The organism is Mycobacterium paraseoulense, from assembly GCF_010731655.1.
GTDB lineage: Bacteria > Actinomycetota > Actinomycetes > Mycobacteriales > Mycobacteriaceae > Mycobacterium > Mycobacterium paraseoulense.
Genome location: NZ_AP022619.1, coordinates 1,127,078 through 1,149,806, shown reverse-complemented (window position 1 = coordinate 1,149,806; position 22,729 = coordinate 1,127,078). Strand labels below are relative to the sequence as shown.

22 protein-coding genes are annotated in these 22,729 nt (G+C 66.5%); 10 read left to right on the top strand and 12 right to left on the bottom strand.

Going from position 1 to position 22,729, the window contains the following annotated elements; genetic code table 11:
• The first annotated feature begins 24 nt into the window (after window positions 1-24).
• Window positions 25-2,631, top strand: coding sequence for a sugar epimerase family protein (locus tag G6N51_RS05070; protein ID WP_083170994.1), 2,607 nt, complete (start codon window positions 25-27; stop codon window positions 2,629-2,631).
• A gap of 17 nt (window positions 2,632-2,648) precedes the next feature.
• Here G6N51_RS05070 and G6N51_RS05065 read toward each other — a convergent pair whose 3' ends face one another.
• The 9 genes from G6N51_RS05065 to G6N51_RS05030 form a co-directional block, all read right to left on the bottom strand.
• A complete protein-coding gene (locus G6N51_RS05065; RefSeq protein ID WP_083170992.1) occupies window positions 2,649-3,068 on the bottom strand; it encodes a hypothetical protein in 420 nt (139 codons plus the stop codon).
• A 30-nt stretch (window positions 3,069-3,098) separates the two neighbouring features.
• The gene (locus tag G6N51_RS05060; RefSeq protein ID WP_083170990.1) at window positions 3,099-4,367 is read right to left on the bottom strand and encodes a cytochrome P450; all 1,269 of its coding nucleotides are present in this window, start codon (window positions 4,365-4,367) and stop codon (window positions 3,099-3,101) included.
• Window positions 4,368-4,382: 15 nt separating this feature from the next.
• Window positions 4,383-5,435 (bottom strand): NAD(P)H-dependent amine dehydrogenase family protein, encoded by a 1,053-nt coding sequence (locus G6N51_RS05055; RefSeq protein ID WP_083170988.1) that lies wholly within the window; start codon window positions 5,433-5,435, stop codon window positions 4,383-4,385.
• Window positions 5,432-5,863 (bottom strand): hypothetical protein, encoded by a 432-nt coding sequence (locus tag G6N51_RS05050; protein ID WP_083170986.1) that lies wholly within the window; start codon window positions 5,861-5,863, stop codon window positions 5,432-5,434. Before G6N51_RS05050 ends, G6N51_RS05055 begins: the two co-directional genes overlap by 4 nt.
• Before the next feature lie 18 nt (window positions 5,864-5,881).
• Window positions 5,882-6,604 carry a hypothetical protein gene (locus G6N51_RS05045; RefSeq protein WP_083170984.1) on the bottom strand — a complete coding sequence of 241 codons (723 nt, stop codon included), beginning with the start codon at window positions 6,602-6,604 and terminating at the stop codon, window positions 5,882-5,884.
• Window positions 6,601-6,729 carry a hypothetical protein gene (locus G6N51_RS29405; RefSeq protein ID WP_255361089.1) on the bottom strand — a complete coding sequence of 43 codons (129 nt, stop codon included), beginning with the start codon at window positions 6,727-6,729 and terminating at the stop codon, window positions 6,601-6,603. Before G6N51_RS29405 ends, G6N51_RS05045 begins: the two co-directional genes overlap by 4 nt.
• Window positions 6,730-6,743: 14 nt before the next feature.
• On the bottom strand, window positions 6,744-7,553 hold the full coding sequence (locus G6N51_RS05040; protein ID WP_083170982.1) for a CbbQ/NirQ/NorQ/GpvN family protein: 810 nt from the start codon (window positions 7,551-7,553) through the stop codon (window positions 6,744-6,746).
• The gene (locus tag G6N51_RS05035; protein ID WP_083170980.1) at window positions 7,550-9,073 is read right to left on the bottom strand and encodes a nitric oxide reductase activation protein NorD; all 1,524 of its coding nucleotides are present in this window, start codon (window positions 9,071-9,073) and stop codon (window positions 7,550-7,552) included. The genes G6N51_RS05040 and G6N51_RS05035 overlap by 4 nt, the downstream gene beginning before the upstream one ends.
• Before the next feature lie 188 nt (window positions 9,074-9,261).
• Complete coding sequence (locus G6N51_RS05030; protein ID WP_142274905.1) at window positions 9,262-9,909, bottom strand: hypothetical protein; 648 nt, start codon at window positions 9,907-9,909, stop codon at window positions 9,262-9,264.
• Window positions 9,910-10,346: 437 nt separating this feature from the next.
• Between G6N51_RS05030 and G6N51_RS05025 the strand changes: the two genes are divergently transcribed.
• Window positions 10,347-11,474, top strand: a complete 1,128-nt coding sequence (locus G6N51_RS05025; protein WP_083170978.1) for an NAD(P)H-dependent amine dehydrogenase family protein — start codon at window positions 10,347-10,349, stop codon at window positions 11,472-11,474.
• Between the two features lie 10 nt (window positions 11,475-11,484).
• On the opposite strand, the gene G6N51_RS05020 is transcribed toward G6N51_RS05025, so the two are convergent.
• On the bottom strand, window positions 11,485-12,084 hold the full coding sequence (locus G6N51_RS05020) for a TetR/AcrR family transcriptional regulator (protein ID WP_083170976.1): 600 nt from the start codon (window positions 12,082-12,084) through the stop codon (window positions 11,485-11,487).
• A gap of 213 nt (window positions 12,085-12,297) precedes the next feature.
• Between G6N51_RS05020 and G6N51_RS05015 the strand changes: the two genes are divergently transcribed.
• The 3 genes from G6N51_RS05015 to G6N51_RS05005 all read left to right on the top strand — a co-directional run bounded on the left by G6N51_RS05015 (window position 12,298) and on the right by G6N51_RS05005 (window position 15,053).
• On the top strand, window positions 12,298-13,086 hold the full coding sequence (locus G6N51_RS05015) for an SDR family NAD(P)-dependent oxidoreductase (protein WP_083170974.1): 789 nt from the start codon (window positions 12,298-12,300) through the stop codon (window positions 13,084-13,086).
• Window positions 13,087-13,150: 64 nt separating this feature from the next.
• Window positions 13,151-14,233 carry an NAD(P)H-dependent amine dehydrogenase family protein gene (locus G6N51_RS05010; protein ID WP_083170972.1) on the top strand — a complete coding sequence of 361 codons (1,083 nt, stop codon included), beginning with the start codon at window positions 13,151-13,153 and terminating at the stop codon, window positions 14,231-14,233.
• A 4-nt stretch (window positions 14,234-14,237) separates the two neighbouring features.
• Window positions 14,238-15,053: a mycofactocin-coupled SDR family oxidoreductase gene (locus G6N51_RS05005; RefSeq protein WP_264054614.1), complete on the top strand. Its 816-nt coding sequence runs from the start codon at window positions 14,238-14,240 to the stop codon at window positions 15,051-15,053.
• Window positions 15,054-15,058: 5 nt separating this feature from the next.
• Here the strand turns inward: G6N51_RS05005 and G6N51_RS05000 are convergent, their stop codons facing one another.
• Window positions 15,059-15,688 carry a TetR/AcrR family transcriptional regulator gene (locus G6N51_RS05000; protein WP_083170968.1) on the bottom strand — a complete coding sequence of 210 codons (630 nt, stop codon included), beginning with the start codon at window positions 15,686-15,688 and terminating at the stop codon, window positions 15,059-15,061.
• A 93-nt stretch (window positions 15,689-15,781) separates the two neighbouring features.
• On the opposite strand from G6N51_RS05000, the gene G6N51_RS04995 reads away from it, so the two are divergent.
• Window positions 15,782-17,005: a cytochrome P450 gene (locus G6N51_RS04995; protein WP_167528573.1), complete on the top strand. Its 1,224-nt coding sequence runs from the start codon at window positions 15,782-15,784 to the stop codon at window positions 17,003-17,005.
• Between the two features lie 8 nt (window positions 17,006-17,013).
• The gene (locus G6N51_RS04990; RefSeq protein ID WP_083170966.1) at window positions 17,014-17,961 is read left to right on the top strand and encodes an SDR family NAD(P)-dependent oxidoreductase; all 948 of its coding nucleotides are present in this window, start codon (window positions 17,014-17,016) and stop codon (window positions 17,959-17,961) included.
• Here the strand turns inward: G6N51_RS04990 and G6N51_RS04985 are convergent.
• A complete protein-coding gene (locus G6N51_RS04985; protein ID WP_083170964.1) occupies window positions 17,948-18,619 on the bottom strand; it encodes a hypothetical protein in 672 nt (223 codons plus the stop codon). The two genes, G6N51_RS04990 and G6N51_RS04985, sit on opposite strands and share 14 nt — an antisense overlap.
• 79 nt (window positions 18,620-18,698) lie before the next feature.
• Between G6N51_RS04985 and G6N51_RS04980 the strand changes: the two genes are divergently transcribed.
• The 3 genes from G6N51_RS04980 to G6N51_RS04970 are packed head-to-tail and all read left to right on the top strand — an operon-like array spanning window position 18,699 to window position 22,729.
• The gene (locus G6N51_RS04980) at window positions 18,699-20,204 is read left to right on the top strand and encodes a carboxylesterase/lipase family protein (protein ID WP_083170962.1); all 1,506 of its coding nucleotides are present in this window, start codon (window positions 18,699-18,701) and stop codon (window positions 20,202-20,204) included.
• Window positions 20,205-20,222: 18 nt separating this feature from the next.
• Complete coding sequence (locus tag G6N51_RS04975; protein WP_083170959.1) at window positions 20,223-22,226, top strand: DUF7064 domain-containing protein; 2,004 nt, start codon at window positions 20,223-20,225, stop codon at window positions 22,224-22,226.
• Window positions 22,223-22,729 carry a gluconokinase gene (locus tag G6N51_RS04970; RefSeq protein ID WP_174814294.1) on the top strand — a complete coding sequence of 169 codons (507 nt, stop codon included), beginning with the start codon at window positions 22,223-22,225 and terminating at the stop codon, window positions 22,727-22,729. The genes G6N51_RS04975 and G6N51_RS04970 overlap by 4 nt, the downstream gene beginning before the upstream one ends.

Sequence of the window (22,729 nt, the reverse complement as noted above, 5' to 3'; positions counted from 1 at the left end):
GATGAGCTTGAACAAGGGCATTCAGTGAGGATCGCCATCACCGGGGCGAGCGGCGTGCTCGGCCGGGGCCTGGCCCTCCGCCTGCTCAGCCAGGGCCACGACGTCGTCGGGATCGCCCGCCGCAGACCCGAAAGCTGGCCGAGCGCGGCCGAATTCGTCGCGGCCGACATCCGCGACACCGATGCGGTCAGCCGCGCGGTCGCCGGCGCCGAGGCCGTCGCGCACCTCGCCTGGGCGAACAGCCCGGGTCCCGAGGCCCGCATCAGCGAGCAGGTCAACATCGAGGGCACCCGCAATCTGCTGGCGGCGGTGGCTGGCACCGGAGCCAGGAGGATCGTCTTCGCGTCGTCGGCACAGGTTTACGGGGGCGGAAACGCGCCCCGGACCGAGCACGACGAGACAACACCGGTCAGCGCCGACGGTCGACACAAGGCTCGGGTCGAGCGGATGCTCGAGGAATCGGATTTGCAATGGGTCGCCATCCGCTCCGCGCTGATTCTCGGCCGAAGCGTCGATAACTGGGTGCGTCGGCTGCTGGCGCGGCCGGCATTCCCCGACGGGTCGGCCGACCGTCTCATGCAGGTCGTCCACCTCGACGACGCCCTTCGGCTATTCAACCGGGCGATCGTGGACAGCGAAATCGGCAGCGGCCCGGTCAATCTCGCGGCCCCGGGCGAGCTGACCTTCCGGCGGGTTGCCGCGGCGGTTGGACGCCCCGTCGTGCGGTTGGGCCTTGGACCGGCCGAGCTGCAACTCGTGCACGGCGCGGCGTTCATGGATACCGCGCGGTTGCGTGAGCAGTGGGGATTCCGTGCCGCGTGGAACTCCGGTGAATGCGTCGAGGATTTCGCGCGGTCGGTGCGCGGCCGGGTCACCCTGGGCAAGCGGGTGGTGTCGCTACCGTGGCGGATGGCCACCGTCGACGACCTTCCGTCCGTCGACGCGCCGACCGAGGACGGGGTGAAGCCCGATTGGGCTGGCCCAGCCGGAGACAACGGCGAGTTCGATACCCCGATCGACCCGCGCTTCCCGACTTTTCTGGCCACCAATTTGTCGGAGGCGCTGCCGGGCCCGTTCTCGCCGGCGTCGGCGTCGGTGACCGTACGCGGGCTGCGCGCCGGCGGAGTCGCCATCGCCGAGCGGCTGCGCCCCGGCGGCATTATCCAGCGTGAGATCGCCACGCGGACCGTCGCCGTGTTCGCCCACCGGCTCTACGGGGCCATCACCTCGGCGCATTACATGGCCGAGACCGTACCGTTTGCCAAGCCCGCGACGATCGTCAGCAACAGCGGATTTTTCGGCCCCAGCATGGCGTCGCTGCCGATCTTCGGTGAGGAGCGGCCGAGTTCCGAAACAAGCCGAATCCGAAAGCAACTGCGGACCATTCGCAACATCGGGGTATTCGGCGTCAACCTCATCGGGCTGTCCGCCGGGTCGTCGAGGGACACCCACGAGTTCGTCGGCGATGTCGATCGCCTCGAACGCCTGGCCGACGACGCCACCCGGCTGGACGATCGTCGGCTGCTCAGCCTGATCTCGTTGGCGCGCGACGATGTGGTGTACGGCTGGGTGCTGGCATCGGCGTCGTTCATGCTGTGCGCCGCGTTCAACGTCCTGCTGCGCGGCCTGTGTGGGCGGGAGACCGCTGCGCCGGCGGGGCCCGAATTAGTCAGTGCGCGATCGGTCGAGGCGATCCAGCGGTTGGTGGTCGCCGCACAACGCGACCCGAAAGTGACCGCGCTGCTGGCCGAACCGGGGGAGCGGCTGGGCAAGCTGGCCGTCGAGGCGCCGGAGTTTCACGCCGCCGTGCTGGCCGAGCTGGCGTTGATCGGGCATCGCGGCCCGGCCGAACTCGAGATGCTGTCGATCAGTTACGCCGATGATCCCGAGCTGGTCGTCCGGATGGTGACCCGAGCGATGAGCGTCCCTCCGGCGCCCCAGCCGCCGCGTGCCGTGATCCCCATGCACGCCAAGCCAATTGCTCAGCTGGCGGGCCGCCAACTGCGCGACCGCGAGGTCCGTCGCGACAAAGTGGTGCGGGCCAACTGGGTACTGCGCAACCTGATGCGCGAGTACGGGCGCAGGCTGGTCGAGGCCGGAATCTTCGATACCGCCGACGATGTGTTCTATCTGCTGGTGGATGAGCTCGATGCGCTGCCGGCGGATGTCGGGGCGCTGGTGGCCCGTCGCCGCGCCGAACAACGCCGGTTGGTCGCCGTGGTTCCGCCGACGGTGTTCAGCGGGACCTGGCAACCGACGACGACGGCGACCGCCGTTCTCACCAGCGGGGAAACCCTGCGCGGTGTCGGCGTATGCGGGGGCAAGGTGCGCGGCCGCGTGCGAATCGTGCGGCCCGACACCATCGACGACCTGCGACCCGGCGAAGTTCTGGTCGCGGAGGTCACCGACGTCGGGTACACCGCGGCTTTCTGTTACGCCGCCGCTGTGGTGACCGAACTCGGCGGCCCGATGTCACACGCCGCCGTGGTGGCCCGCGAATTCGGCTTCCCCTGCGTGGTGGACGTGCAGGGAGCCACCAAGTCGTTGCCGCCCGGCGCCCTCGTCGAGGTCGACGGCGCCTCGGGCGAGATCCGCCTGCTGGAACTGCCGCGGCGGACAGCCCGTCCTTGATCCGCTGAGCCGGTGCCTCAGGGCAGGTTGGTCGACAGGAAGGTAAGCGGCAGGCCGCACACCGACAGGTCGATTTCCTCCAGGTAATTGCCCTCGCCCTCGAAGCCTTGCCGGAAGCGCGTGATGGACCCGTAACGCTCGGCGATCTCGTCGGCCTGTGACGCCGCTTCGACCTGCACCACCACGGTGTAGACGCCGTCGCCATGGCTCGCCAAGAACTCGGCCACCGAGGTGGCCACCGTGGCGGTGGACGAGGGATGCGGGCTGATCAGCTCGATCCCCCGATTCCAATCCAGGAGCACCCGAAGCCCCAGTTCGTCCAAGTTGATCTCGTCGAAGCTGAAGCCCAGCTCGGTAAATAGTCGTCCCACAGCGTCATGTCGTTCACTTGCCACCGCGAAGACGACGTGATGCAGGCGCGGCGATGAGTCATTCATCGGTGACCTCCAAGCGCACTCGTGAGATCGTCATTGGCGGTCGAACTCCACGAGAAGGCTTGTCGGACCGCTCATGCCGAGCATCGGTTTCCACGGAGCCGGGCCGACACGGTGGGCATTCGGCAGCCGCTGCGCCAATATCTTGAGACCTTCGGCCAGCTCCAGTCTGGCCAGGCTGGCGCCCAGGCAATAGTGCACGCCGCCACCGAACGTCAGCACCGCAGGCGCTTCCGTGCGGGTGATGTCGAAGCGGTCGGGATCTGGATAGATGGCCGGATCACGGTTGGCGGCAAATGAATTCACCACGAGGTAGGTGCCGCTGGGGAACGAGTAGCCGCCCAATTCCACGTCTTCGTGCACCGTGCGGACGGTGTTGCACACTGCGGGGGAGTGGCGCATGCTCTCCTCGACCGCCGGTGCGGCGAGCTCGGGGTGCGCACTTAACATGGCCCACTGCTCGGGGTGATCGAGGAGTACCTGCATGGAGGCGGCCAGCTGGTTGCGCGTGGTATCCGTTCCGGCAAGCAACAATCCGGCCACGGTCATCCGCAGTTCGTCGGCATTGAGCCGATCGCCTCGACGAGTCGGGTCCTCGGCGCGGATGAGATCGGACAGCAAGTCGTCCGTCAGCCGGTGTCGTCGTTCGGCCACCATTTCATCGACATAAGCGTCGAGCTCGGCCCAGCCCTCAAGGACCGCGGGCATTTCGTCGACGAGATTCACCGAAAAGTTCACCATCTTGAAAATGGTTTCGGCCCAGTGGGAGAACTGTTCCCAGCTTCCGCGGGGCGCACCCAGCAGCGCGCAGATGATGGGGATCGGGTACTGACGGGCGATATCGGTGACGACGTCGCAGCGGCCGGTGTCGGCGACGCCATCGACGAGTTCGTTGACCACTTCGTCGATGGTGTCGTACAACCGCGCGGTCGCCCGCGGTGTGAAGGCCCTCGACACCAGGCTTCGCAGTCGATGATGTTCGGCGCCCTCGGCGCAGATGATGCTGCCGACGACTCTGTCCCAGAGCGGACCCGAGGTCACGCCTTGCGCCGCCAGATGCAATCCGGGGGGGATCACAAATCGGGTGTCGCGCAGGATGGCGCGGGCGAGCTCGTAGGAAAGGACTTCCGGGCCGATCGGGCCGATGGCGATCGGGCCCTGCCGCTGCGCGGCCCGGATGCGGGGATACACCTCGTGCGGTGATTCGGTGATGTCATATTCGAGCGTCGGGAGGCCGGCGTCGAAGACACTGGGCGCACCGGGCCCGGGGGCAGGCGGCGCGTGATGTTTGGTCTGGGGCATCAAAGCCACGTCCTCTCAATTTCGTGCCAGCACTCCGCGGGGAAGGAGCAGCGGTAGGTCGTTGTAGGTGGCGATGCCGGGTGGGGCGGCGACGACGGCGGGTATCGCGGTGATCGCCGGCATGGCGGTGATCGTGAGACCCAACATGATGTAGTCGTCCAACGTCTCGCCCTGAAAGTCTGGCGGTGGAAGGAAACTCAGCGTGGTCTTGATGGTCGGTCGCCCTTGAACCTCGATGGTGTAGCCCATGTCCAGCGGCCAGTCCGGGTCCAACGTTTGACCCTTGCGCCAGCGCCCACGGATTTCGATGACCTCGCGGTCGAGGGCGATCCCCTTCCACCGGACGTCCACCCCCGCGACGCAGCCTTTGGCGATCGTCCAGTCGCCGGGAAGATGGAGGTCTTCGGTGGTGCTGGCATACTCGACTTCGCAACGCACGTCGTCGAGGTCGGCGCCCAGAGCGTCGGCGACCAGCAACACGGCGTCCCGGAAGACGCCCGAACCCTTGGCGGTGATCGCCGGCAGATCGGGCTGGTCGACGGGATAGCCGAAGCCCATCGGTATCTCGGTGGCCGGCGAGTTGTAGATCGTCGTGTCAACGGATTCCAGCATGGATACCTTGTCGACTCGATCCGACAGCCCGGCCGACACGATCGCGAACAGTTGCACGAACCCCGGATTGATGCCGCTGCCGAAGATGGTTGACCCGCCCTGCCGGCAGGCCTCGGCGATGCGATCGCGACCCGCGCCGAGAAAGTGGCCGGTGATGAACCCGGCCGTGCCCACGACGTTAACGCCCGCACCGAGGATGCGGACCAGCTCGTCGACGTCGGCGAACATCGGGTTGTAGACCACGCAGTCGGGCTTGAGCGCGAGCAGGGCCTCGATGTCGTTGGTGGCCTTCACATCGAGGGGTTCAATCCCGCACAGCTCGCCCACATCGCACCCGACCTTCCCCGGCGACCAGGCGTAACATCCGACCAGCTCCAGCGCCGGGTTCGAGGCGATCGCGCGCACCGAACTCTTGCCGACGTTGCCCGTCGTCCATTGCACGACCCGATAGGTCACGGGTGCGGCGCCGAATGCTGTTGGGCGGCCTGCCGGGCCAGCCGTTCGTTGTGGATCTTGACGAGCTCGCGGAACCCGAGCCGGTGATACTTCGGTATCGGCTGGATACCCCACACGTCCTGCGCGGTGGCCTTTCCCTCGGCGCCCTCGGGCGGCCCGAATGGCGGGTAGGGGTACTTGCACTCCAGCGTGTCGTTCGAGTAGCGAATCTTGAGCAGTTCGCTGCAGATCTGGGTGAGGCTGAGCGTGGGGTAGCCGTAATAGACCGCCATGAACGGCAACGTGAACGCGCCTTCGATCACCAGTGCCACCAGGCAGACCAAGACGGCCCGCTTGATCCATTTGTGCATACGCGCGTAGTACGGAGTGGTTCCCGGCTCGAGATCCGTGGCCGGTTCCTGTTCTTCCGTGGGAGATGAGGCGGTCATGGCAACCCTCCTTGAGACCTAGTCGGTGAAGATTTCGCGGTTGACGGTGTGCAGATACGGGATGGCGAGGAAGGGGGTGATGTAGAAGATGTCGTAGAGCCACCAGCCGACGACCGGGAAGACGACGCCGGCGTAGCGCACGTCGGCGAACATGGTCATGTTGAACACGTAGGCCGACCAAATCACCACGCCCATCCAGCAGGTGACGATCATCCACTGATGGCCCCACCGTTTCATCTGCAGGAACCCGATTGCCGCGGCCACCCGCATCGAGAACACCGTGAGGATCAGCCCCGCCACGTAGGCCTTCTCGCCCGGTCCCGCCGCACCGCCGACCCAGAGCTCGTTGTAGTGCCAGAAGTAGCCGGCATCAAACATGTTGCCCCACCCAACCATCAGCACCCGGTTGATCAGCGTGTGGTTGGCGACCAGGTCCAGAGCCCAGCCGAGACTGTTGAGCATTCCGTCGATCAGGACCAGATAACCGATCAGCGTCACGATCATGGGCCGGACCGACAAGCCGGCGCGCAGCGCTTGGCGCTGCAGCCACACCCCACGCATGAAGATGGGAAATCCGATGAGCCCCGGCGCCCACATGCCCATCAGGGCGGCGCCGATGATCATCCACTTATCGGCCCGACGCTGCGCTTGGCGGGACTCGTCGTGGTGATCCTCGAGGCTGACCGATCCGGTGCCGGTCGGTCCTCCGTCCGAATTGCGTTTGAGCAGAGGCAGGTTCACAAGTCCCACCACCCCCGGGCGAACGACATGTACAGCTGGATGCCGAACATCACCAGCAGGTAGCCGTAGATGAAGATCTGGAAGACGATGAGCGCCCGTTTGCGCTTCTGCTCCTGTCGGTCCATGCCGGACTCCTTTCCTAGGGGGTTGCGCTCGGGGTGTCCGTGGCGGCCAGGCTGGCCGCCGCGACTTCGCGTAGGCCGTCGGTGACCGCGCCGTCGGTGCTCAGTGGCGCGAGTATGCAGGCGTCGGCCGCATCCAATTCGGTTGCGCCGGCAGCGATCATGTGTGCGGCCGTGACCAGCACCCGGGTGGACGGCGGCTCGAAGTGAAAGGCTTCGTCGGCGGTGCGAATGGCAACCGCGCATCCGACCAGCCGCCGTGCCGTCGCGATGGGAATTCCGGCTTCGGCGACAATCACTTCGGCCTCGCGCTCAGGCGGCAGATACCTCATCGTGAGCGTGACGAACCGTTGCCGGAATGACGGTTTGAGCTCCTTGAGCGAGCTGCGGTACGCCGGGTTGTAGGAACACACCAGCATGAACTCCTCCGGCGCGGTCACGACTTCGCCGGCTCGATCGAGATACAGCGACCGGCGGTGGTCGGTGAGCGAGTGCAGGATGGCCAACGAGTCGTGGCGAGCTTCGACGACTTCGTCGAGGTAGCAGATAGCGCCGGCCTTGACGGCGCGGGTCAGCGGTCCATCGGTCCAGACCACGTCGCCGCCGGTCACCATGAAGCGGCCGACGAGATCGGAGCTGGTGAGGTCGTCGTGGCAACTGATGGTGACGACCGGTCGTCGCAACAGCAGGCCCATGTGCTCGACGAATCGTGTTTTGCCGCATCCGGTCGGTCCGGTGAGCATCACGGGCAGGCGCTGACGGAAGGCCTGCTCGAACAGCTGGACCTCATTGCCGTTCGCGAAATATATGTCGGTGGCGGCGTTCATGCGGCGACCAGTTCACGGTGGACGTGAGCCAACACCCGCGGGAGCTCCTCTACGCGCCGGATCCGTTGGGAACGCCGGGGCCCGAACACTTCCGGAAGGGGATCGACGCGGGTGGGTCCTACGCCGACGTAATACATCGACACCCCGGCGTCGCCGGCCTCCTCGACGGCGTGCGCGACATCCGCCCAGGCGTAGCGGCCCTCGTAACCTTCGTCGGAGATCAGCCCGTCGCCGATGACGATCAGCAGTCGCCGCTCGGAGGGCTGCGCGAGGAGTCGGCTGGTCAAATGGCGCAGCGGCGCACCGAGTCTGGTGTATCCGCGGGTGGACAGCCCGAGCCCGCTCGGAACTACGAAGCGGCGGTCCTCGAAGTCCTTCAGGCACTGGACTTCGACTCGGTGGCGGGTATTGCCGGTGAAGACGAACACGCCGTGTCGCTCGTGCGCGAGCGTCATGGCCCGTGAAAGCGCGTCCGCGCAGGCCAATTCCAGTTGGAAGATGCGTCCGCGGTGTACCCCCAGCGACGAACTGCCGTCGAGCAGCACGGCCGTGGTGACGTCGCGGCCGCTGGGCAGCAAGTCGCGGAAGATCTTGGGCTCCTTGGCCTCGCCGGTGGTCAGGTCGACGTAGTGGTTGACGTATTGGTCGACATCGAGATCGGAGCCGTCTTCGAGGCGGTTCGTCATCGCGCGATGCGTGTGTTCTTCGAACCACTTGCGCACGTCGACGGCTACGTGCACCGGACGGCGGGTGCGCCGGTCATCCGTGCGCTCGATCACAGCCACGTGATCGCGCATAAAACGCTGTGTCCACATGTTCCATTCGGGATAGGGGATGCCGGGCCGGTGTTCTGGCGTGACGTCCAAATCGTTGTCCTGCGGACGGCTCGGTGGCGGCAGGTTGGGGTTGCGGACGCCCCCGTCGCCGCCGACGGGAACCGAGTACGGCCGCGGCAGACGTTTCTGCGTGCTAGTCCAGGGCATCCGGCCAACGCTGCGGCGCAGCCTGTCCGTCAGGCCGTGCGGCATCGTGTGGGCCAGCGGCAGATGGCCCAGCAGCGGATCAATCGTCAAGCGCCGCTTCGTGCGCGCCAACGCCATCGCCCGGCCGAACATCTGCCCGGCGGGCGTATCGCCGGGTTCGGGACGAAATTCCGGAAGTAACCGTTGCAGCTCGGGCAGCAGCCCCGGCCACCGCGAGGCGATCCAGCCGAGCGCGACGGCGCCTTCGACAAGCGTGAGCGCGCGCAACTCGCGTGGGGACAACTCGTTCAGGCGATGTTCGAGAACGCGTTCTTTCGACGGCGAACATTGCAGGGCCACACCGCATGTCAGGGCCCTGCGGGTCCAACCCGGCAGCGCTGGGTAGGGGACATGAACGAACGTCAGCGCCGCGTTCAACCCGAAACTGCGCCGCTCACCGGTGACGAGCCGGACACCCTCGCGACGACACTCACTGAGCGCGACCGCCGTCACCGAGCAACTCCGCTCCAGCGCCATCGCGTGTGAATCCTCAGGCATCGACCGACATCCTCGCCGTCCGACCGCCGGTTCCACCGGTCAGAACGTGCCGATGTTGGAGAACAACCAGTACCAGAACCAGATGATCAGCCCGGTGCCGCCCCAAGCGGCGACATAGCGAAAGATTTCCCACAGATAGCCCACGACGTGACCTCCTCGGTGACGTAATCGATTTCAGCTCGCGCATGTCAGTCGGAGAACAGTTCTCGGTTCACGGTGTGCAGATACGGGATGGCGAGGAACGGGGTGATGTAGAAGATGTCGTACAGCCACCAGCCGACGACCGGCAGCACGACGCCGGCGTAGCGCACGTCGGCGAACATGGTCATGTTGAAGACGTAGCCGATCCAGATCACCACGCCCATCCAGCACGTGACGACCATCCACTGATGGCCCCACCGTTTCATCTGCAGGAAGCCGATGGCCGCGGCGATGCGCATCGTGAACACGGTCAGGATGAGCCCGACTTCCCAGGCCTTTTCGCCCGGACCGGCCGCGCCGCCGACCCACAGCTCGTTGTAGTGCCAGAAATAGCCGGCGTCGAACATGTTGCCCCAGCCATTGAGTAGCACGCGTGCCAGCAGTGTGTGGTTTGCCACCAGGTCAAGCGCCCATCCGACGGTGTTGATGGCGGCGTCGATGATGACCAGATATCCGAGCAGCGTGACCAACATCGGCCGTACGGACAGGCCATCTCGCTGGGCCCGGCGCAGCAATCGGACCCCCCAGAGAAACAGCGGCAACCCGAAGACACCCAGGGCCGCGGTGCCGATCAGGAGGCTGCCGGAGATGAGCCACTTGTCGGCCCGACGCTGCGCCAGTTGCGACCGCTCCATGTGCTCGTCGATGGTCAGACCGGCGGCCGGGCGGGTCGGGCCGGCGGCCGTGCCGATGCCGGCATCGCGGTGGTCCAGCTTCGGCGGATTCACACACCCTCCCCGTCGTCGACGCTTTGGATCGGCCTGTGCACTATAACAGGCTGACTGTAGTCAGCAGAAGTGCTAACCAAGCAGGGCTGGGGATGCCCAATGCGCTGTCGGCTCGCTGCATTAGCATGCATTCTAGGAGAACGACTGGCATACCGTCCGGGCCAGGACTGACGGCGATCGGCTCGATGTACTCGTGTCATTAACTGACGTAAGTCAGGTGGTTGGTCGTTGACACATCAATCGGCCCGCGCCTACGCTCGGCAGGCGCCCTGCCATTCAGGCCTGGTGTGCCGGCGAGAACGCTCGTTCGTGATAGCGCAGCCGGTGCATGCAAAGGAGTAGCGATGACGCTCACCCAAGACAAGACCGCGGCCCCAAAATCGTCGGCCGAGCGGAAGTACCGCGTGATCCAATGGGGCGTCGGCAATGTCGGAACGGTGGCGCTTCGTCACTTTGCCCATAACCCCGCCTACGAACTGGTCGGGGTGCTCTGCAATCGACCCGAAAAGGTCGGCAAAGACGCCGGCGAGCTGTGCGGCGCGCCACCGACCGGCGTGCTCGCCACCGACGACAAAACGGCCATCGAGGCTCTCGATGCCGACTGCGTGTTCTACGCGCCGCTGTGGTCCGATCCCGACGAGGTCTGCCGGCTGCTGCGCGGGGGGAAGAACGTGGTCGCGTCGGGCGGCGCGTGGTGGTACCGAACCGAGCACAGTCGGGCGGATATCGACAAGATTCACGCCGCGTGCCTAGAGGGTGGTACTTCATTCCACGCAGGGGGAATCAACCCCGGATTTGCGGGCGACCTGCTAGTCCTGACGTTGGCCCGGATCGTCAGCCAGATCGACACCATCCACATCTACGAGGTTGTGAATTTCGGCAGGGACACCCTGAAGTACTTGTTCGAGATGGGGATGGGGAGCGATCCGGCCGGTTTCGAGGACGGCCCGAATCTGCTGGGCCAAGCGTGGCCCCTGTTCGCACAGTCGATGGCGATGATCGTCGAGCACATGGGCGAGACGGTCGAAAGGTACACGACGGAGGTTGAACTCGGGGTCGCGACGCGCGACATTCCCTTCGAGGGATCCGAGACCAGCGACATGCCGGGCTTCAAGGGAGTGATCAAGGCGGGCACCGTCGCCCGCCAGCATCACAAATGGACCGCCTGGGTCAAGGGGCGCCCGCTCATCGTCTTTCACGAGATCTACACGATGGACACCTACGATGCCATTGAGCCACCGGAGAATTGGCCTCAGCACTATCACTACCGCATCGTGATCGAGGGTGACTCGTCCACCGAGCTGATCCTCCAGGGGGCCCAGGACCCGCATGGCGGTTACGCGTTGCCCGGCTATACCTGGACCGCGATGGGCCCCGCGAACGCCATTCCCGCCGTCTGCGACGCCCCACCGGGCTTCATGTCCCACAACGAACTTGGGCTCATTCCGCTGCGCGGCGTGATTCGTCCGTGAAGCGCCTGCCTCAGGGCCGCATACTGCGCAACGTCCGCGCGACGTAATCCTCCAGCAGTGCGCGGCCCGTCGGCCAGTGGTTGGTCGTGATCAACAGGGAGTAGAGGCCAAGCAAGAAGAAAACCGCGCTGTTCATCGGGCTGACGTCGGGATCAACCTCGCCGCGTTCTTGAGCCTGCGCGATCTCCTGGGCGACCAAGACGATCAAGGGGTGATCCCTGCCGTCTTCGGTCGGCGGACGAGTTTGTGAGAAGTGCAGCGCGAGAAAGTCGTTGAAGAGCAGATCGCCCAGCCGGCGTTCCAGTCCGATGACCAGGCGGACCGCCTCATTCAGAGCGGAAGCCAGATCGTGCTTGGCCTTGAGGAATTGCGCGAACTGCTTGGCGATGCGGTCCTCTTCGCGGCGTTCCAGCTCCAGCAGCACGTGCTCCTTGGTGGGGAAGTGGAAGAAGAAGGTTCCGTGGGCGACGCCTGCGGCGGCTACGATGGCACTGACGTCGGCCTCTGCCATGCCGGCCCGGGCGAACTCCGCGATCGCGGCGCCCATCAATCGTTCCCTTGTCTGCAGGCGCTTCGCTTCTCGTGCCGACAGCCGGTCTGTGACAGCCATTTCGTTCCTCACACGTTGACCTGACTCATGCCTGAGTTTCAGGGTTACCTCGATCAGTATGCCGTGTCCTGGTCAGAAAGGCTTGCACTACTTGGACATTGTCGGACTGGGCACACCGCGTCTGGTCCCGACCGCGTGAATTCGTTGACTTTAGTCAGCAACGTTCATAGATTGAACGGCGCACCCGTCGCACGCGGTCGAAGGAGTCCCGGCATGGCATTGGAGCAGTTCCGGTTGGACGGACAGGTTGCGATCGTCACGGGTGCCGGGAAGGGCGTCGGGGCAGGCATCGCCCGGGTATTGGCGGAGGCCGGGGTCACGGTTGTCGGGACCGCGCGTACCGAGGCCGATATCGTTGGCACGATCGAGGGTATCGAGTCCGCGGGCGGCAAGGGGCTGGCGGTCGTCGCGGACGCGATGTCTCGTCCGGACGGAGAACGGGTCGTGAACACGGCGATGGAGCGCCTCGGCCGGATAGACATTCTGGTCAACAACGTCGGTGGGTCGACCTACGCGCGGTTTCTGGATATCACCGACGAGGATTTCCGCCACACGTTCGACTGGTGTGTGACCTCCGCCTTCATCATGAGCCAGCTCGCTGCCCCGCACATGCTCGCCGCCGGGCGCGGTTCCATCATCAATATCTCGTCGGGCTCGGCCAGGTTCGGCATACGGGCGCTGACGGCGTATTGCGTCGCGAAGGGGGGCCTCGAAGCGCTTACCCGCGCGATGGCTCAGGAACTCGCCCCGAAGATTCGCGTCAACGCCATCGCCCTGGGTTCGTTCGCCACGGACGGCCTGAAGGGCAGCCTGGATCTGATGCCCGGGTCGCTGGAGAAGATGCAAGAAGCCACCCCGCTGCACCGCCTGGGCGACGTCGAGGACCTCGGCCGGCTCGCCGTGTACCTCTGCACACGCGATTGCTATGCGACCAACGCGATTTTCCATGTCGACGGCGGCATCGACTCGAATAATTCACCGCTGCCGATACCCGACTACTGACCCGCGCTGTGATTGAACGCGCCATGATGGGTCATCACCCGCCGCTGGAAGGACGAGGGTAGCCGTGCGCAGAGTCATTCAGTTCTCGACCGGAAATGTGGGCCGGCACTCGTTGCGGGCCATCATCGGCAGACCGGACCTCGAACTGGTCGGCGTGCACGCCGCCAGCGCCGAGAAGATCGGCCAGGATGCAGCGCAGTTGTGCGGACTGGACAAGCCGACCGGCGTCATCGCCACCGACGACATCGACGCGCTGGTAGCCCTCGGTGCCGACTGCGTGGTGTACACGTCTCAGGGTGAGACTCGGCCGATGGAAGCCATCGCAGAGATGGCCAAGTTCCTTGCGGCGGGCACCAACGTCGTCGGCACGTCGATGGTCTGGCTCGTCACGCCTCGCCACGCCGACGACTGGCTCCGCGAACCCCTGGAGCGTGCCTGTGCGGCCGGTGAGACCTCGCTCTACGTCAACGGCATCGACCCCGGTTTCTCCGGCGATACGCTGGTGCACGCCGCCGCCAGCCTGACCACCCGCATCTCGTCGATCACCGTGCAGGAGATCTTCGACTACGCAAACTATGACGACGCCGAGTTCACCGGCGCAGCAATGGGATTCGGGACAACGCCGGACGACGACTCGCCGATGATGTTCCTGCCCGGGGTGATCGTGTCGATGTGGGGCGGTCAGGTCCGCAGCCTGGCGGACAATCTCGACATCAAACTGGACGACGTGCGCCAGCGCGTCGAACCGTGGTATACGCCGGAACGAATCGAATGCACGATGATGACGGTGGAGCCGGGACAGATGGGCGCGGTGCGCTTTGCCACCGAGGGGGTGATCAATGACAACCCGGTGATCACCCTCGAGCACGTCACCAGGCTCACCCAGGCCGCGGCGCCGGACTGGGAGTTCCCGCCCGAGGGGCACACCGGGGTGCACCGCGTCGTCGTGGAGGGCGAACCGCGGGTGGAAATCAACACCCACGTTTCCCACCCCCTCTTCGATTCCACTGATGCGGGCTGCATCTCGACGGCGGGCCGGGCCGTCAATGCGATCGACTGGGTGTGCCGCGCGCCCCAAGGACTGATCGGGGTGGAGGACATCCCGCTGTCCGCGACGATGCGTGGCCTGATGTGGAACGAGCGGTAGCCGGGTGGCGCCACATCCGGGACGTGTTGCCGGTAAACGCTTTCTGATTACCGGTGCCGCCCGCGGGATGGGGCGCAGCCACGCGCTCCGGCTTGCCGAGGAGGGCGCCGACCTCATCCTGGTCGACATCTGCCGATCTCTGCCCGAGATCGAATATCCCTTGGCCACAGAGCAAGACCTCGACGAGACGGTGCGGCTGGTTCGTGAATTCGGCCGCCGTTGTGTGAGTCGGGTCGTCGACGTCCGCAACGCGGCCGAGCTCCGCGAGACGGTCGATGACGGTGTCGCGGTTCTCGGCGGTTTGGATGGCGCCGTCGCCAACGCCGGTGTGCTGACGGTTGCGCCGTGGGACAAGACGACTCTCGAGGACTGGCGCACCGTGGTCGACGTCAATCTCATCGGGGTGTGGAACACCTGCGCGGCGGCCATACCCCACTTGCTTGACCAAGGCGGCGGCAGCCTGGTCAATATCAGCTCTGCCGGCGCCATCAAAGGCTTTCCGCTGCAGCTGCCTTACACAGCCGCGAAGCATGGTGTCGTGGGTTTGACCTTGGCGTTGGCCAACGAATTGGCCGCCCAGAATGTTCGGGTCAACTCGGTGCATCCGACGGGATCTCCCACCGGCATGATCCCGCCGTCGATCGGGGCCGCTCTGGGCGAATTGCGGCCCGACCTGATCCCCATCTTCGTCAATGCGATGCCCACCCCGGCCATCGAGCCCCTAGAGGTCAGCCACGCGGTGCTGTTCCTGCTATCCGACGAGTCCCGCCATGTGACGGGCTTGCAGTTCAAGGTCGACGCCGGCGTAACAATCAACTAGAACGCTTACAGCGGCCAGCTATTCGGCCCGACCACATACCGCAGCGGCGCGGGCGGGGGCAACGGCTGGCGTGCGTTGACCGATATCGCATCGACAACGAGGGCGACGTAACGTCGCCAGCCGTCGCTGTCCGCATCCATGGTCGACAGCACGCTGAAGAGCATCGCGACCAGGCGAGGCAGGTCGTCGGTGACCAGATCGGCGCGGATGCTGCCGGCTCGCTGGCCCTCGCGGGCCAGCTCGCCAAGCGCGGCGTTGAGCGAAACCGAGATGTCGGACGTGAGTGACCCGGCGCGGCGCGCGGCGGTGAGTAGGTTATGCTCGCGGGCCCCCAGCGAGATCGCCGCTTCGATCAGTTGGGTAAGGCCCCGCAGCGGGTCATCGGCACGGCGGGCGTTTTCGATCACCGGCGTGAGGTCCTCGGCGATGCTTTGATCCAGGGCGGCCCGCACCAGGTCGGCCTTCGTCGGAAACCTGCGGTAAAGGGTGCGCTCACCGACGCCCGCGCGCCGTGCGACCGCCTCCGCCGGCGCATCGGGCCCCAGCTCCCCATAGACGTCCCGCGCCGCGCGCAGAATGCGCTCGACGTTGCGCGCCGCGTCCGCCCGCAACGGCCGGTCCTCAACCGCGGTCATCCCGACAGCCTAACTGACGGTTGACTGCCAACTAGCCCGGCCTTACGCTGCTACAACTGGCAGACATCTGACACTTAACGAGAAATACGGGTCATGTCAATATCTTCCGAGATTTCCCAATCCTGCTCCGACGCGGACCTTCCCGTGCTGCCCGTCCGGCGGCCGTCGCACTGCCCGCTCGCGGCCCCGCCCGAGTTCGCGGAGTGGCGGGAGCAGCCCGGGTTGCGGCGGGCGATGTTCCAGGGCAATCCGGTCTGGGTGGTCAGCCGCTACCAGGACATCCGGGCGGCGCTGGTTGACCCGCGCTTGTCCGCGAAGACCATTCCGGACTCGATCCTGCCGACGGACGCCGACAACAAGGTCGCGGTGATGTTCGCGCGGACCGACGATCCCGAACATCATCGGTTGCGGCGCATGATGACGAGCAACTTCACCTTCCGGCGTTGCGAATCGATGCGGCCGCACATCCAGGAAATGGTTGATCACTATCTCGGCCAGATGATCGCCCATGGTGCGCCGGCCGACCTGGTGCGCGAATTCGCCTTACCGGTGCCGTCGATGGTGATCGCGCTGCTGCTGGGGGTGCCGCCGGAAGACCTCGCGCTCTTCCAGCACAACACCACGAAGGGGCTTGACCAGAGATCCACCGACGAGGAAAAAGGCCAGGCGTTCGGGGTCATGTACGCCTACATCGAGGAATTGGTGCAACGCAAAGCGCGCGAACCGGGCGACGACTTGATCAGCCGCCTGCTCACCGAATACGTGGCGACGGGCCAACTCGACCACACCACCACGGCCATGAACAGCGTGATCATGATGCAGGCCGGCCACGAAACCACCGCCAACATGATCTCGTTGGGAACGGTTGCGCTCCTGGAACATCCCGACGTGTTCGAGCGACTCGGGCAGACGGAGGACCCGGCCGTCATCGCGAACGCCGTCGAAGAGCTCATGCGCTACCTCAGCATCGTGCACAGCCAGGTCGATCGCGTGGCGACCGAAGACCTGATGATCGGCGGTCAGCTGATTCGCGCGGGGGAGTACGTCATGATGAGCCTGCTCGCCGGGAACTGGGATGCCGAATTCGTCGACAAACCCGAATCCCTCGACGTCGACCGAAACACCCGCGGGCACTTGGGCTTCGGTTATGGTGTGCACCAGTGCATCGGAGCCAACCTGGCCCGCGTCGAGATGCAGGTCGCGTTCGCCACGCTGGCGCGCCGCCTGCCCGGGCTCAAACTCGCGGTCCCGCCCGGGGAGCTGAGGTTCAAAGACGCCAACATCTATGGCATGAAAGAACTTCCGGTCAGTTGGTGAGGACGGCCATGCGGTTCGACGGGCAGGTCGCCGTGATCACCGGCGCGGGCGGCGGCCTGGGCAGGCAATACGCGTTGCTGCTCGCGTCGCGTGGCGCGCGCGTCGTGGTCAACGACATCGGCGGGTCGGTGACGGGGGATGGCTCCGACGCCGCGGTGGCGGACGTCGTCGTCGACGAGATCCGCCGACAGGGCGGTGAGGCCGTCGCCGACAGCCACAGCGTGACGACTCCCGAAGGCGCAGAGGCCATTATCGACACCGCCCTACGCGGGTGGGGACGCGTCGACATCGTGATCAACAACGCCGGCATCGTCGGCGACGCCTCCTTTGAGGACATGACCGCCGATAGGCTCGAACCACTCGTCGATGTGCACCTCAACGGCGCGTTCTATGTGACTCGGCCCGCGTGGAAGGTCATGCGTGAGCAGCGGTACGGCCGGGTGCTCAACACCTGCTCCGCCGCCGGACTCCTTGGCGCCGAACGCATGAGCAACTACGGCGCGGCGAAGACCGGGATGATCGGCCTCACCCGCGTGCTGGCCTCCGAAGGGGCCGAGCACGGGATCAAGGTCAATGCCATTGCGCCAATCGCCCACACGCGGATGCTGACCCACTCGCTCGACGGCGCCACCGAGGCAGACGATGCGGCGGCGCGGGCCGTGTTGGAGGACCTTGCGGGCCAATACCTGCGGGAGCTCGACCCAGCGCGGGTCGCGCCGGTGGCGGCCTTCCTGGTGCACCGGGAGTGCCCGGTTTCCGGAGAGATCTACACGGCGGGCGCCGGACACGTCGCACGGTTCTTCATCGGCAGGACAAAGGGATTCCGTAGCCCTGTGTTGTCCATCGAAGACGTGCGTGACCATCTCGACGAGATCCGCGACGAAACCGGCTACACGGTCCCGGGTGGACCCGCCGACGAGATAGCCGAGTTGTTCGCGACCATCAAGAACAGCTGAACGCCGTGCCGACGCCGTCCGGTGCCGGCCCTGGCCGTAGGCAGCCGAACGGTTCGACGCCCGCGGGACTCAAGCGTGCCGCGGACTGGTGGGCATAGTTCACGCAATACAGCCCGGTTTGATCGGCGCGGCAACGATAGTCGCCGAAAGCCAGCGAATCACCGTTCGCGAGTTCCGAACCGTTGCCGTTGATGAATGGACCGGGGTCGGCGCGGGACGCGCCCACTTGCAGGTTCACGCCGTCGAAGGTCACCCAACCGCCTTGCCAGTCGCCGTAGGAAGTCGGGGGAGCGGGCGGTGGATTGGTCAGGCTCACCAGGCAGACCAGGGCGCCACCGGTGTGCTTGGAATCGGTCAGGCACGAGACTTTGCCGGCGACAGCCGTGAATGCGATGTCGTCGCCGAGCGCGGTGGTCGCCCCGTCGCGAATCGCGTTGTGGTAGCGGCCCGGATCCGCGGGGCGGCCCGCCTCGATCCACGCGATGACGTCGGAGATCGGCGCCTTGGCTGCGGGTGCAGCCGACGGGGCCGGTGGTTTGCCACCCGGCGAAGTGGTGGACGGGCTCGTGGATGTCTGAGTTTGCTGAGACTGGCCGCCGATCGTGTGGGAACACCCGGCGACCAGTAACGACGCTGCAAGCAGCGCGGCAATCCGCATCCAGTCAGGCTAACCGCCATGCGCGAAGAATAAGGCGCTGCGCGCGCGTTACGCCCGCCATGTCCGCTAACGTCGGGTTATGCATCAGCGCACCGTCCGCGCACGCACGACGATCGGCACCGTAGAAGGCTTTACCCGTGACGGGGTCCACCGCTGGCGATCCATCCCGTACGCCCGGCCGCCGGTCGGACCCCTGCGGTTGCGGGCGCCCCGCCCGGCGCAACCGTGGTCGGGTGTGCGGCACTGCCACGGCTTCGCCAACTGCGCACCCCAGCAGCGTCGCTACACCATGCTCGGTGTCGGCCGCTACCAGCCGATGGGGGAGGACTGCCTCACCCTCAACGTCGTCACCCCCGAAGCGCCCGCCGACGAACCGCTGCCCGTCATGGTCTTCATCCACGGGGGCGGCTACATCCTGGGCAGCTCGGCCACGCCGCTGTACGACGGTGCGGCGCTGGCGCGCCGCGGTTGCGTGTACGTGTCGGTGAACTACCGCCTGGGCGCGTTGGGATGCCTGGACTTGTCGTCACTTTCGACGCCGGAGATCCCCATCGACAGCAACCTGTTCCTGCGCGACCTGGTGATGGCGCTGCGCTGGGTGAAAGACAACATCTCCGCGTTCGGCGGCGACCCGGACAACGTCACCATCTTCGGGGAAAGCGCCGGCGCGCACATCACCGCCACCCTGCTGGCGGTGCCCGCCGCCGAAGGATTGTTCTCCCGGGCCATTTCGGAAAGCCCGGCCGCCGGCATGGTGCGGTCGCCAGAGACCGCTGCGGAATTCGCGGCGCGCTTCGCCGCCCTGCTGGGCGCTTGCCCGCGGGACGCCGCCGAGACGCTGATGCAGGCGTCCCCGGCGCAACTGGTGGACGCCCAACACCGGCTGATCGACCAAGGGATGGAGGACAGGCTCGGCGCCTTCCCGATCGGTCCGGTCGCCGGGGACGACGTCGTGCCCCTCGATCCCGTCGAGGCGATGCGCGGCGGCCGCGCGCACCGGGTGCCGCTCATCGTGGGCACCAACGCCGAAGAGGGCCGCCTGTTCACCCGCTTTCTCAAGATGCTGCCCACCAATCAAACGATGATCGAGGAGCTGCTGGCCGATACGGAACCGGCTGCGCGCGAACGCATCACTGCCGCCTACCCGGATTACCCCGCCCCGTCGGCGTGCATCCAGCTCGGCGGCGACTTCGCGTTCGGCTCGGCGGCCTGGCAGATCGCCGAGGCCCACAGCGCGCACGCGCCCACGTACCTCTACCGGTACGACTACGCTCCCCGCACGCTGCGCTGGTCGGGCCTGGGCGCCACCCATGCCACCGAGTTGCTGGCAGTCTTCGACGTCTATCGCACCCGATTCGGCGCCCTGTTGACCGCCGCCGCCGACCGGCGCGCGGCGCTGCGGGTCAGTAACCAGGTACAACGGCGGTGGCGCGCCTTCAGCCGCCATGGGGCGCCGGGCGACGACTGGCCCGCGTACAGCACCGCCGACCGTGCCGTCATGGTGTTCGACCGCAAGAGCCGCGTCGAGTTCGATCCACATCCGCACCGCCGGATCGCCTGGGATGGCTTCTCCCTGGCGCGGTGACCTGGCACGCTGACCCTCATGCATGCCGACATCGCGCAAGTCATCGAACGCCCCGGCGACCTCACCACCGCGTGGCTGACAGCGGCGATCGGTGCGGGACCCGTCGCCGATTTCTCCGTGGAGCGGATCGGCACCGGGCAGATGAGCGAGTGCTACCGCATCCGGCTCAGCTACGCCGGCGGCCCCGACGGGCCCGAGTCGGTGGTGCTCAAGGTCGCGGCTACCGACCCGGTGAGCCGGCAAACGGGGCTGGCGCTGGGCCTCTACGAGCGCGAGGTGCGCTTCTACGGCGACATAGCGCCACGGCTGGGCGGGCCGATAGCGCCCTGCTATCACGCCGCCGTCGACACCTCGACGGGTGCGTTCGATCTACTACTCGGTGATGCCGGGCCGGCGGTGGTCGGCGACGAAATCGCCGGCGCGACAGCCGAACAGGCGCATCTGTGTGTCGTCGAGCTGGGGCGGCTGCACGGCCCGCTGCTCGGCGACACCGCACTGGCCGAGGCGCCGTGGCTGAATCGTGAATCGCCGCTCAACCAGGCGATGATCGCGCCGCTGTACGCCGGATTCGTCGACCGCTACGGCGACCAGATCGCGCCGGAGCACCGCGTGGTGTGCGAACGCCTGGTCGCCTCCTTCGACGGCTACCTGGCCCAGGAAGCGGCCCCGGACCGCATCCAGGGGCTGATGCACGGCGACTACCGCTTGGACAACTTGCTGTTCGGGACGGCCGGGGCCGACCGTCCATTGACGGTCGTCGATTGGCAGACGGTCTCCTGGGGGCCGGCCCTGACCGACCTGTCGTACTTCCTGGGCTGTGCGCTGCCGACGCAGGATCGTCGGGAGCACTACGACGCGCTGCTGCGCGATTACCACGAGGCGCTGGGGCCGACGGTGCCGCTGTCGCTCGCCGACGTCGCCGAAGGCGTTCGCCGGCAGAGCTTTTTCGGCGTGATGATGGCGATCGTGTCCTCGATGCTGGTCGAGCGGACCGAGCGCGGCGACCGGATGTTCATGACGATGCTGCAACGGCACTGCGATCACGTGCTCGACACGGAAGCGCTGGCGACGCTGCCGATCGCGCAGGCACCCGAACCATTGCGGCCGTCGGAGCAGGACGAACTTGCGCACGCTCCGACCGCCGAACCGCTGTGGAGCGAGAGCTGGTACGCCGACTTCGCCGACGTGGCACAGGGATTGGGCGGCTGGTTCCGCCTCGGCCTGGTCGCCAACGAGCAGACGGCGTGGGTGCACGCGCTGCTGTGCGGCCCTGACATGCCGACCGTGGCCCTCGACGCGCAAGTGCCGCTCCCCGAGAACCCATGGGAATTGCGCACCGACTCCTTCGAGCTCGGCCACTCCGCGACGGCGCCGCTGCAGGCCTACCGCGTCGACGTGCGTGCGCGGGCTCAGGCCTACCCCGATCCGTCGGCGTTGCTGCGCGGGGAGCCGGGCACCCCGGTCGAAATGACGATGAACTTGGTGTGGGCCACCGATGGCACCCCGTACAAGTACCGGTTGACGACGCGGTACGAGATCCCGTGCACGGTGTCGGGCACGGTCACCATCGGCGACGCCACCTACCGGGTCGAGGCGGTTCCCGGTCAACGCGATCATTCCTGGGGTGTGCGCGACTGGTGGAGCATGGACTGGATCTGGAGCGCGCTGCACCTCGACGACGGCACCCATCTGCACGGCGTGAACATCCGGATTCCTGGCGCACCGGCCTTCAGCATCGGCTACCTCCAGGATGCCGAGGGTGCGGTCACCGAACTGCAATCCGTGGAATCACGAGAGTCATTCGACGCCAACGGATTACCGCTGGCCGCCACACTGTCCCTCGACCCCGGCGAGATCACCGCGGACGTCGAGGTCCGCGGCCAGGCGCCGGTGCGCCTGACCGCCGCCGACGGCCGGGTGAGCCAGTTCCCGCGGGTGTGGGCCACGGTCAAGACGGCGGACGGCCGCGGCGGGGTCGGCTGGGTGGAGTGGAATCGCAACCTCGGCGAACGGTCCGAGTGAGCGGGGCGCCCGTCGTGGTGATGGGCGTCTCGGGCTCGGGCAAGTCGACCGTGGGACCGGCGCTCGCGCAACGGTTGCGGGTCCCCTTCGTCGACGCCGACACGCTGCACCCGCGGGCCAACGTCGCCAAGATATCGGCCGGCGAACCACTCGACGACGACGACCGCCGGCCCTGGCTGGACAAGGTCGGCGAGTGGTTGGCCGCCCACGGTGACGGCGGCGTGGCGAGCTGCTCGGCGCTCAAACGCGCATACCGCGACCAGCTGCGCGCCCACTGTCCGCGCGTCGAGTTCCTTCACCTGGCCGGTTCACCGGCGCTGATCAGTGACCGGCTGGAGAACCGGACCGGTCACTTCATGCCGGCCGCGCTCCTGGGATCGCAATTCGACGCGCTGCAGCCGCTCGCCGCCGATGAGACCGGCGTGACCGTCGACGCCGGCCAGGACGTCGGCGCGATCATCGACGCGTTCCTGTCGGGGCGCAGACCCCTAGCCGACGGGTGA

Bases quoted from the DNA above. Each gene is read 5' to 3' on its own strand.
- G6N51_RS04985 (WP_083170964.1), bottom strand. From the start codon at position 18,619: ATGCGGATTGCCGCGCTGCTTGCAGCGTCGTTACTGGTCGCCGGGTGT.
- G6N51_RS04975 (WP_083170959.1), top strand. From the start codon at position 20,223: ATGCATGCCGACATCGCGCAAGTCATCGAACGCCCCGGCGACCTCACC.
- G6N51_RS05015 (WP_083170974.1), top strand. From the start codon at position 12,298: ATGGCATTGGAGCAGTTCCGGTTGGACGGACAGGTTGCGATCGTCACG.
- G6N51_RS05020 (WP_083170976.1), bottom strand. From the start codon at position 12,084: ATGGCTGTCACAGACCGGCTGTCGGCACGAGAAGCGAAGCGCCTGCAG.
- G6N51_RS05000 (WP_083170968.1), bottom strand. From the start codon at position 15,688: ATGACCGCGGTTGAGGACCGGCCGTTGCGGGCGGACGCGGCGCGCAAC.
- G6N51_RS05040 (WP_083170982.1), bottom strand. From the start codon at position 7,553: ATGAACGCCGCCACCGACATATATTTCGCGAACGGCAATGAGGTCCAG.
- G6N51_RS04990 (WP_083170966.1), top strand. From the start codon at position 17,014: ATGCGGTTCGACGGGCAGGTCGCCGTGATCACCGGCGCGGGCGGCGGC.
- G6N51_RS05060 (WP_083170990.1), bottom strand. From the start codon at position 4,367: ATGCCCCAGACCAAACATCACGCGCCGCCTGCCCCCGGGCCCGGTGCG.
- G6N51_RS05025 (WP_083170978.1), top strand. From the start codon at position 10,347: ATGACGCTCACCCAAGACAAGACCGCGGCCCCAAAATCGTCGGCCGAG.
- G6N51_RS05035 (WP_083170980.1), bottom strand. From the start codon at position 9,073: ATGCCTGAGGATTCACACGCGATGGCGCTGGAGCGGAGTTGCTCGGTG.
- G6N51_RS29405 (WP_255361089.1), bottom strand. From the start codon at position 6,729: ATGGACCGACAGGAGCAGAAGCGCAAACGGGCGCTCATCGTCTTCCAG.
- G6N51_RS05030 (WP_142274905.1), bottom strand. From the start codon at position 9,909: ATGGAGCGGTCGCAACTGGCGCAGCGTCGGGCCGACAAGTGGCTCATC.
- G6N51_RS04980 (WP_083170962.1), top strand. From the start codon at position 18,699: ATGCATCAGCGCACCGTCCGCGCACGCACGACGATCGGCACCGTAGAA.
- G6N51_RS05065 (WP_083170992.1), bottom strand. From the start codon at position 3,068: ATGAATGACTCATCGCCGCGCCTGCATCACGTCGTCTTCGCGGTGGCA.
- G6N51_RS05050 (WP_083170986.1), bottom strand. From the start codon at position 5,863: ATGACCGCCTCATCTCCCACGGAAGAACAGGAACCGGCCACGGATCTC.
- G6N51_RS04995 (WP_167528573.1), top strand. From the start codon at position 15,782: ATGTCAATATCTTCCGAGATTTCCCAATCCTGCTCCGACGCGGACCTT.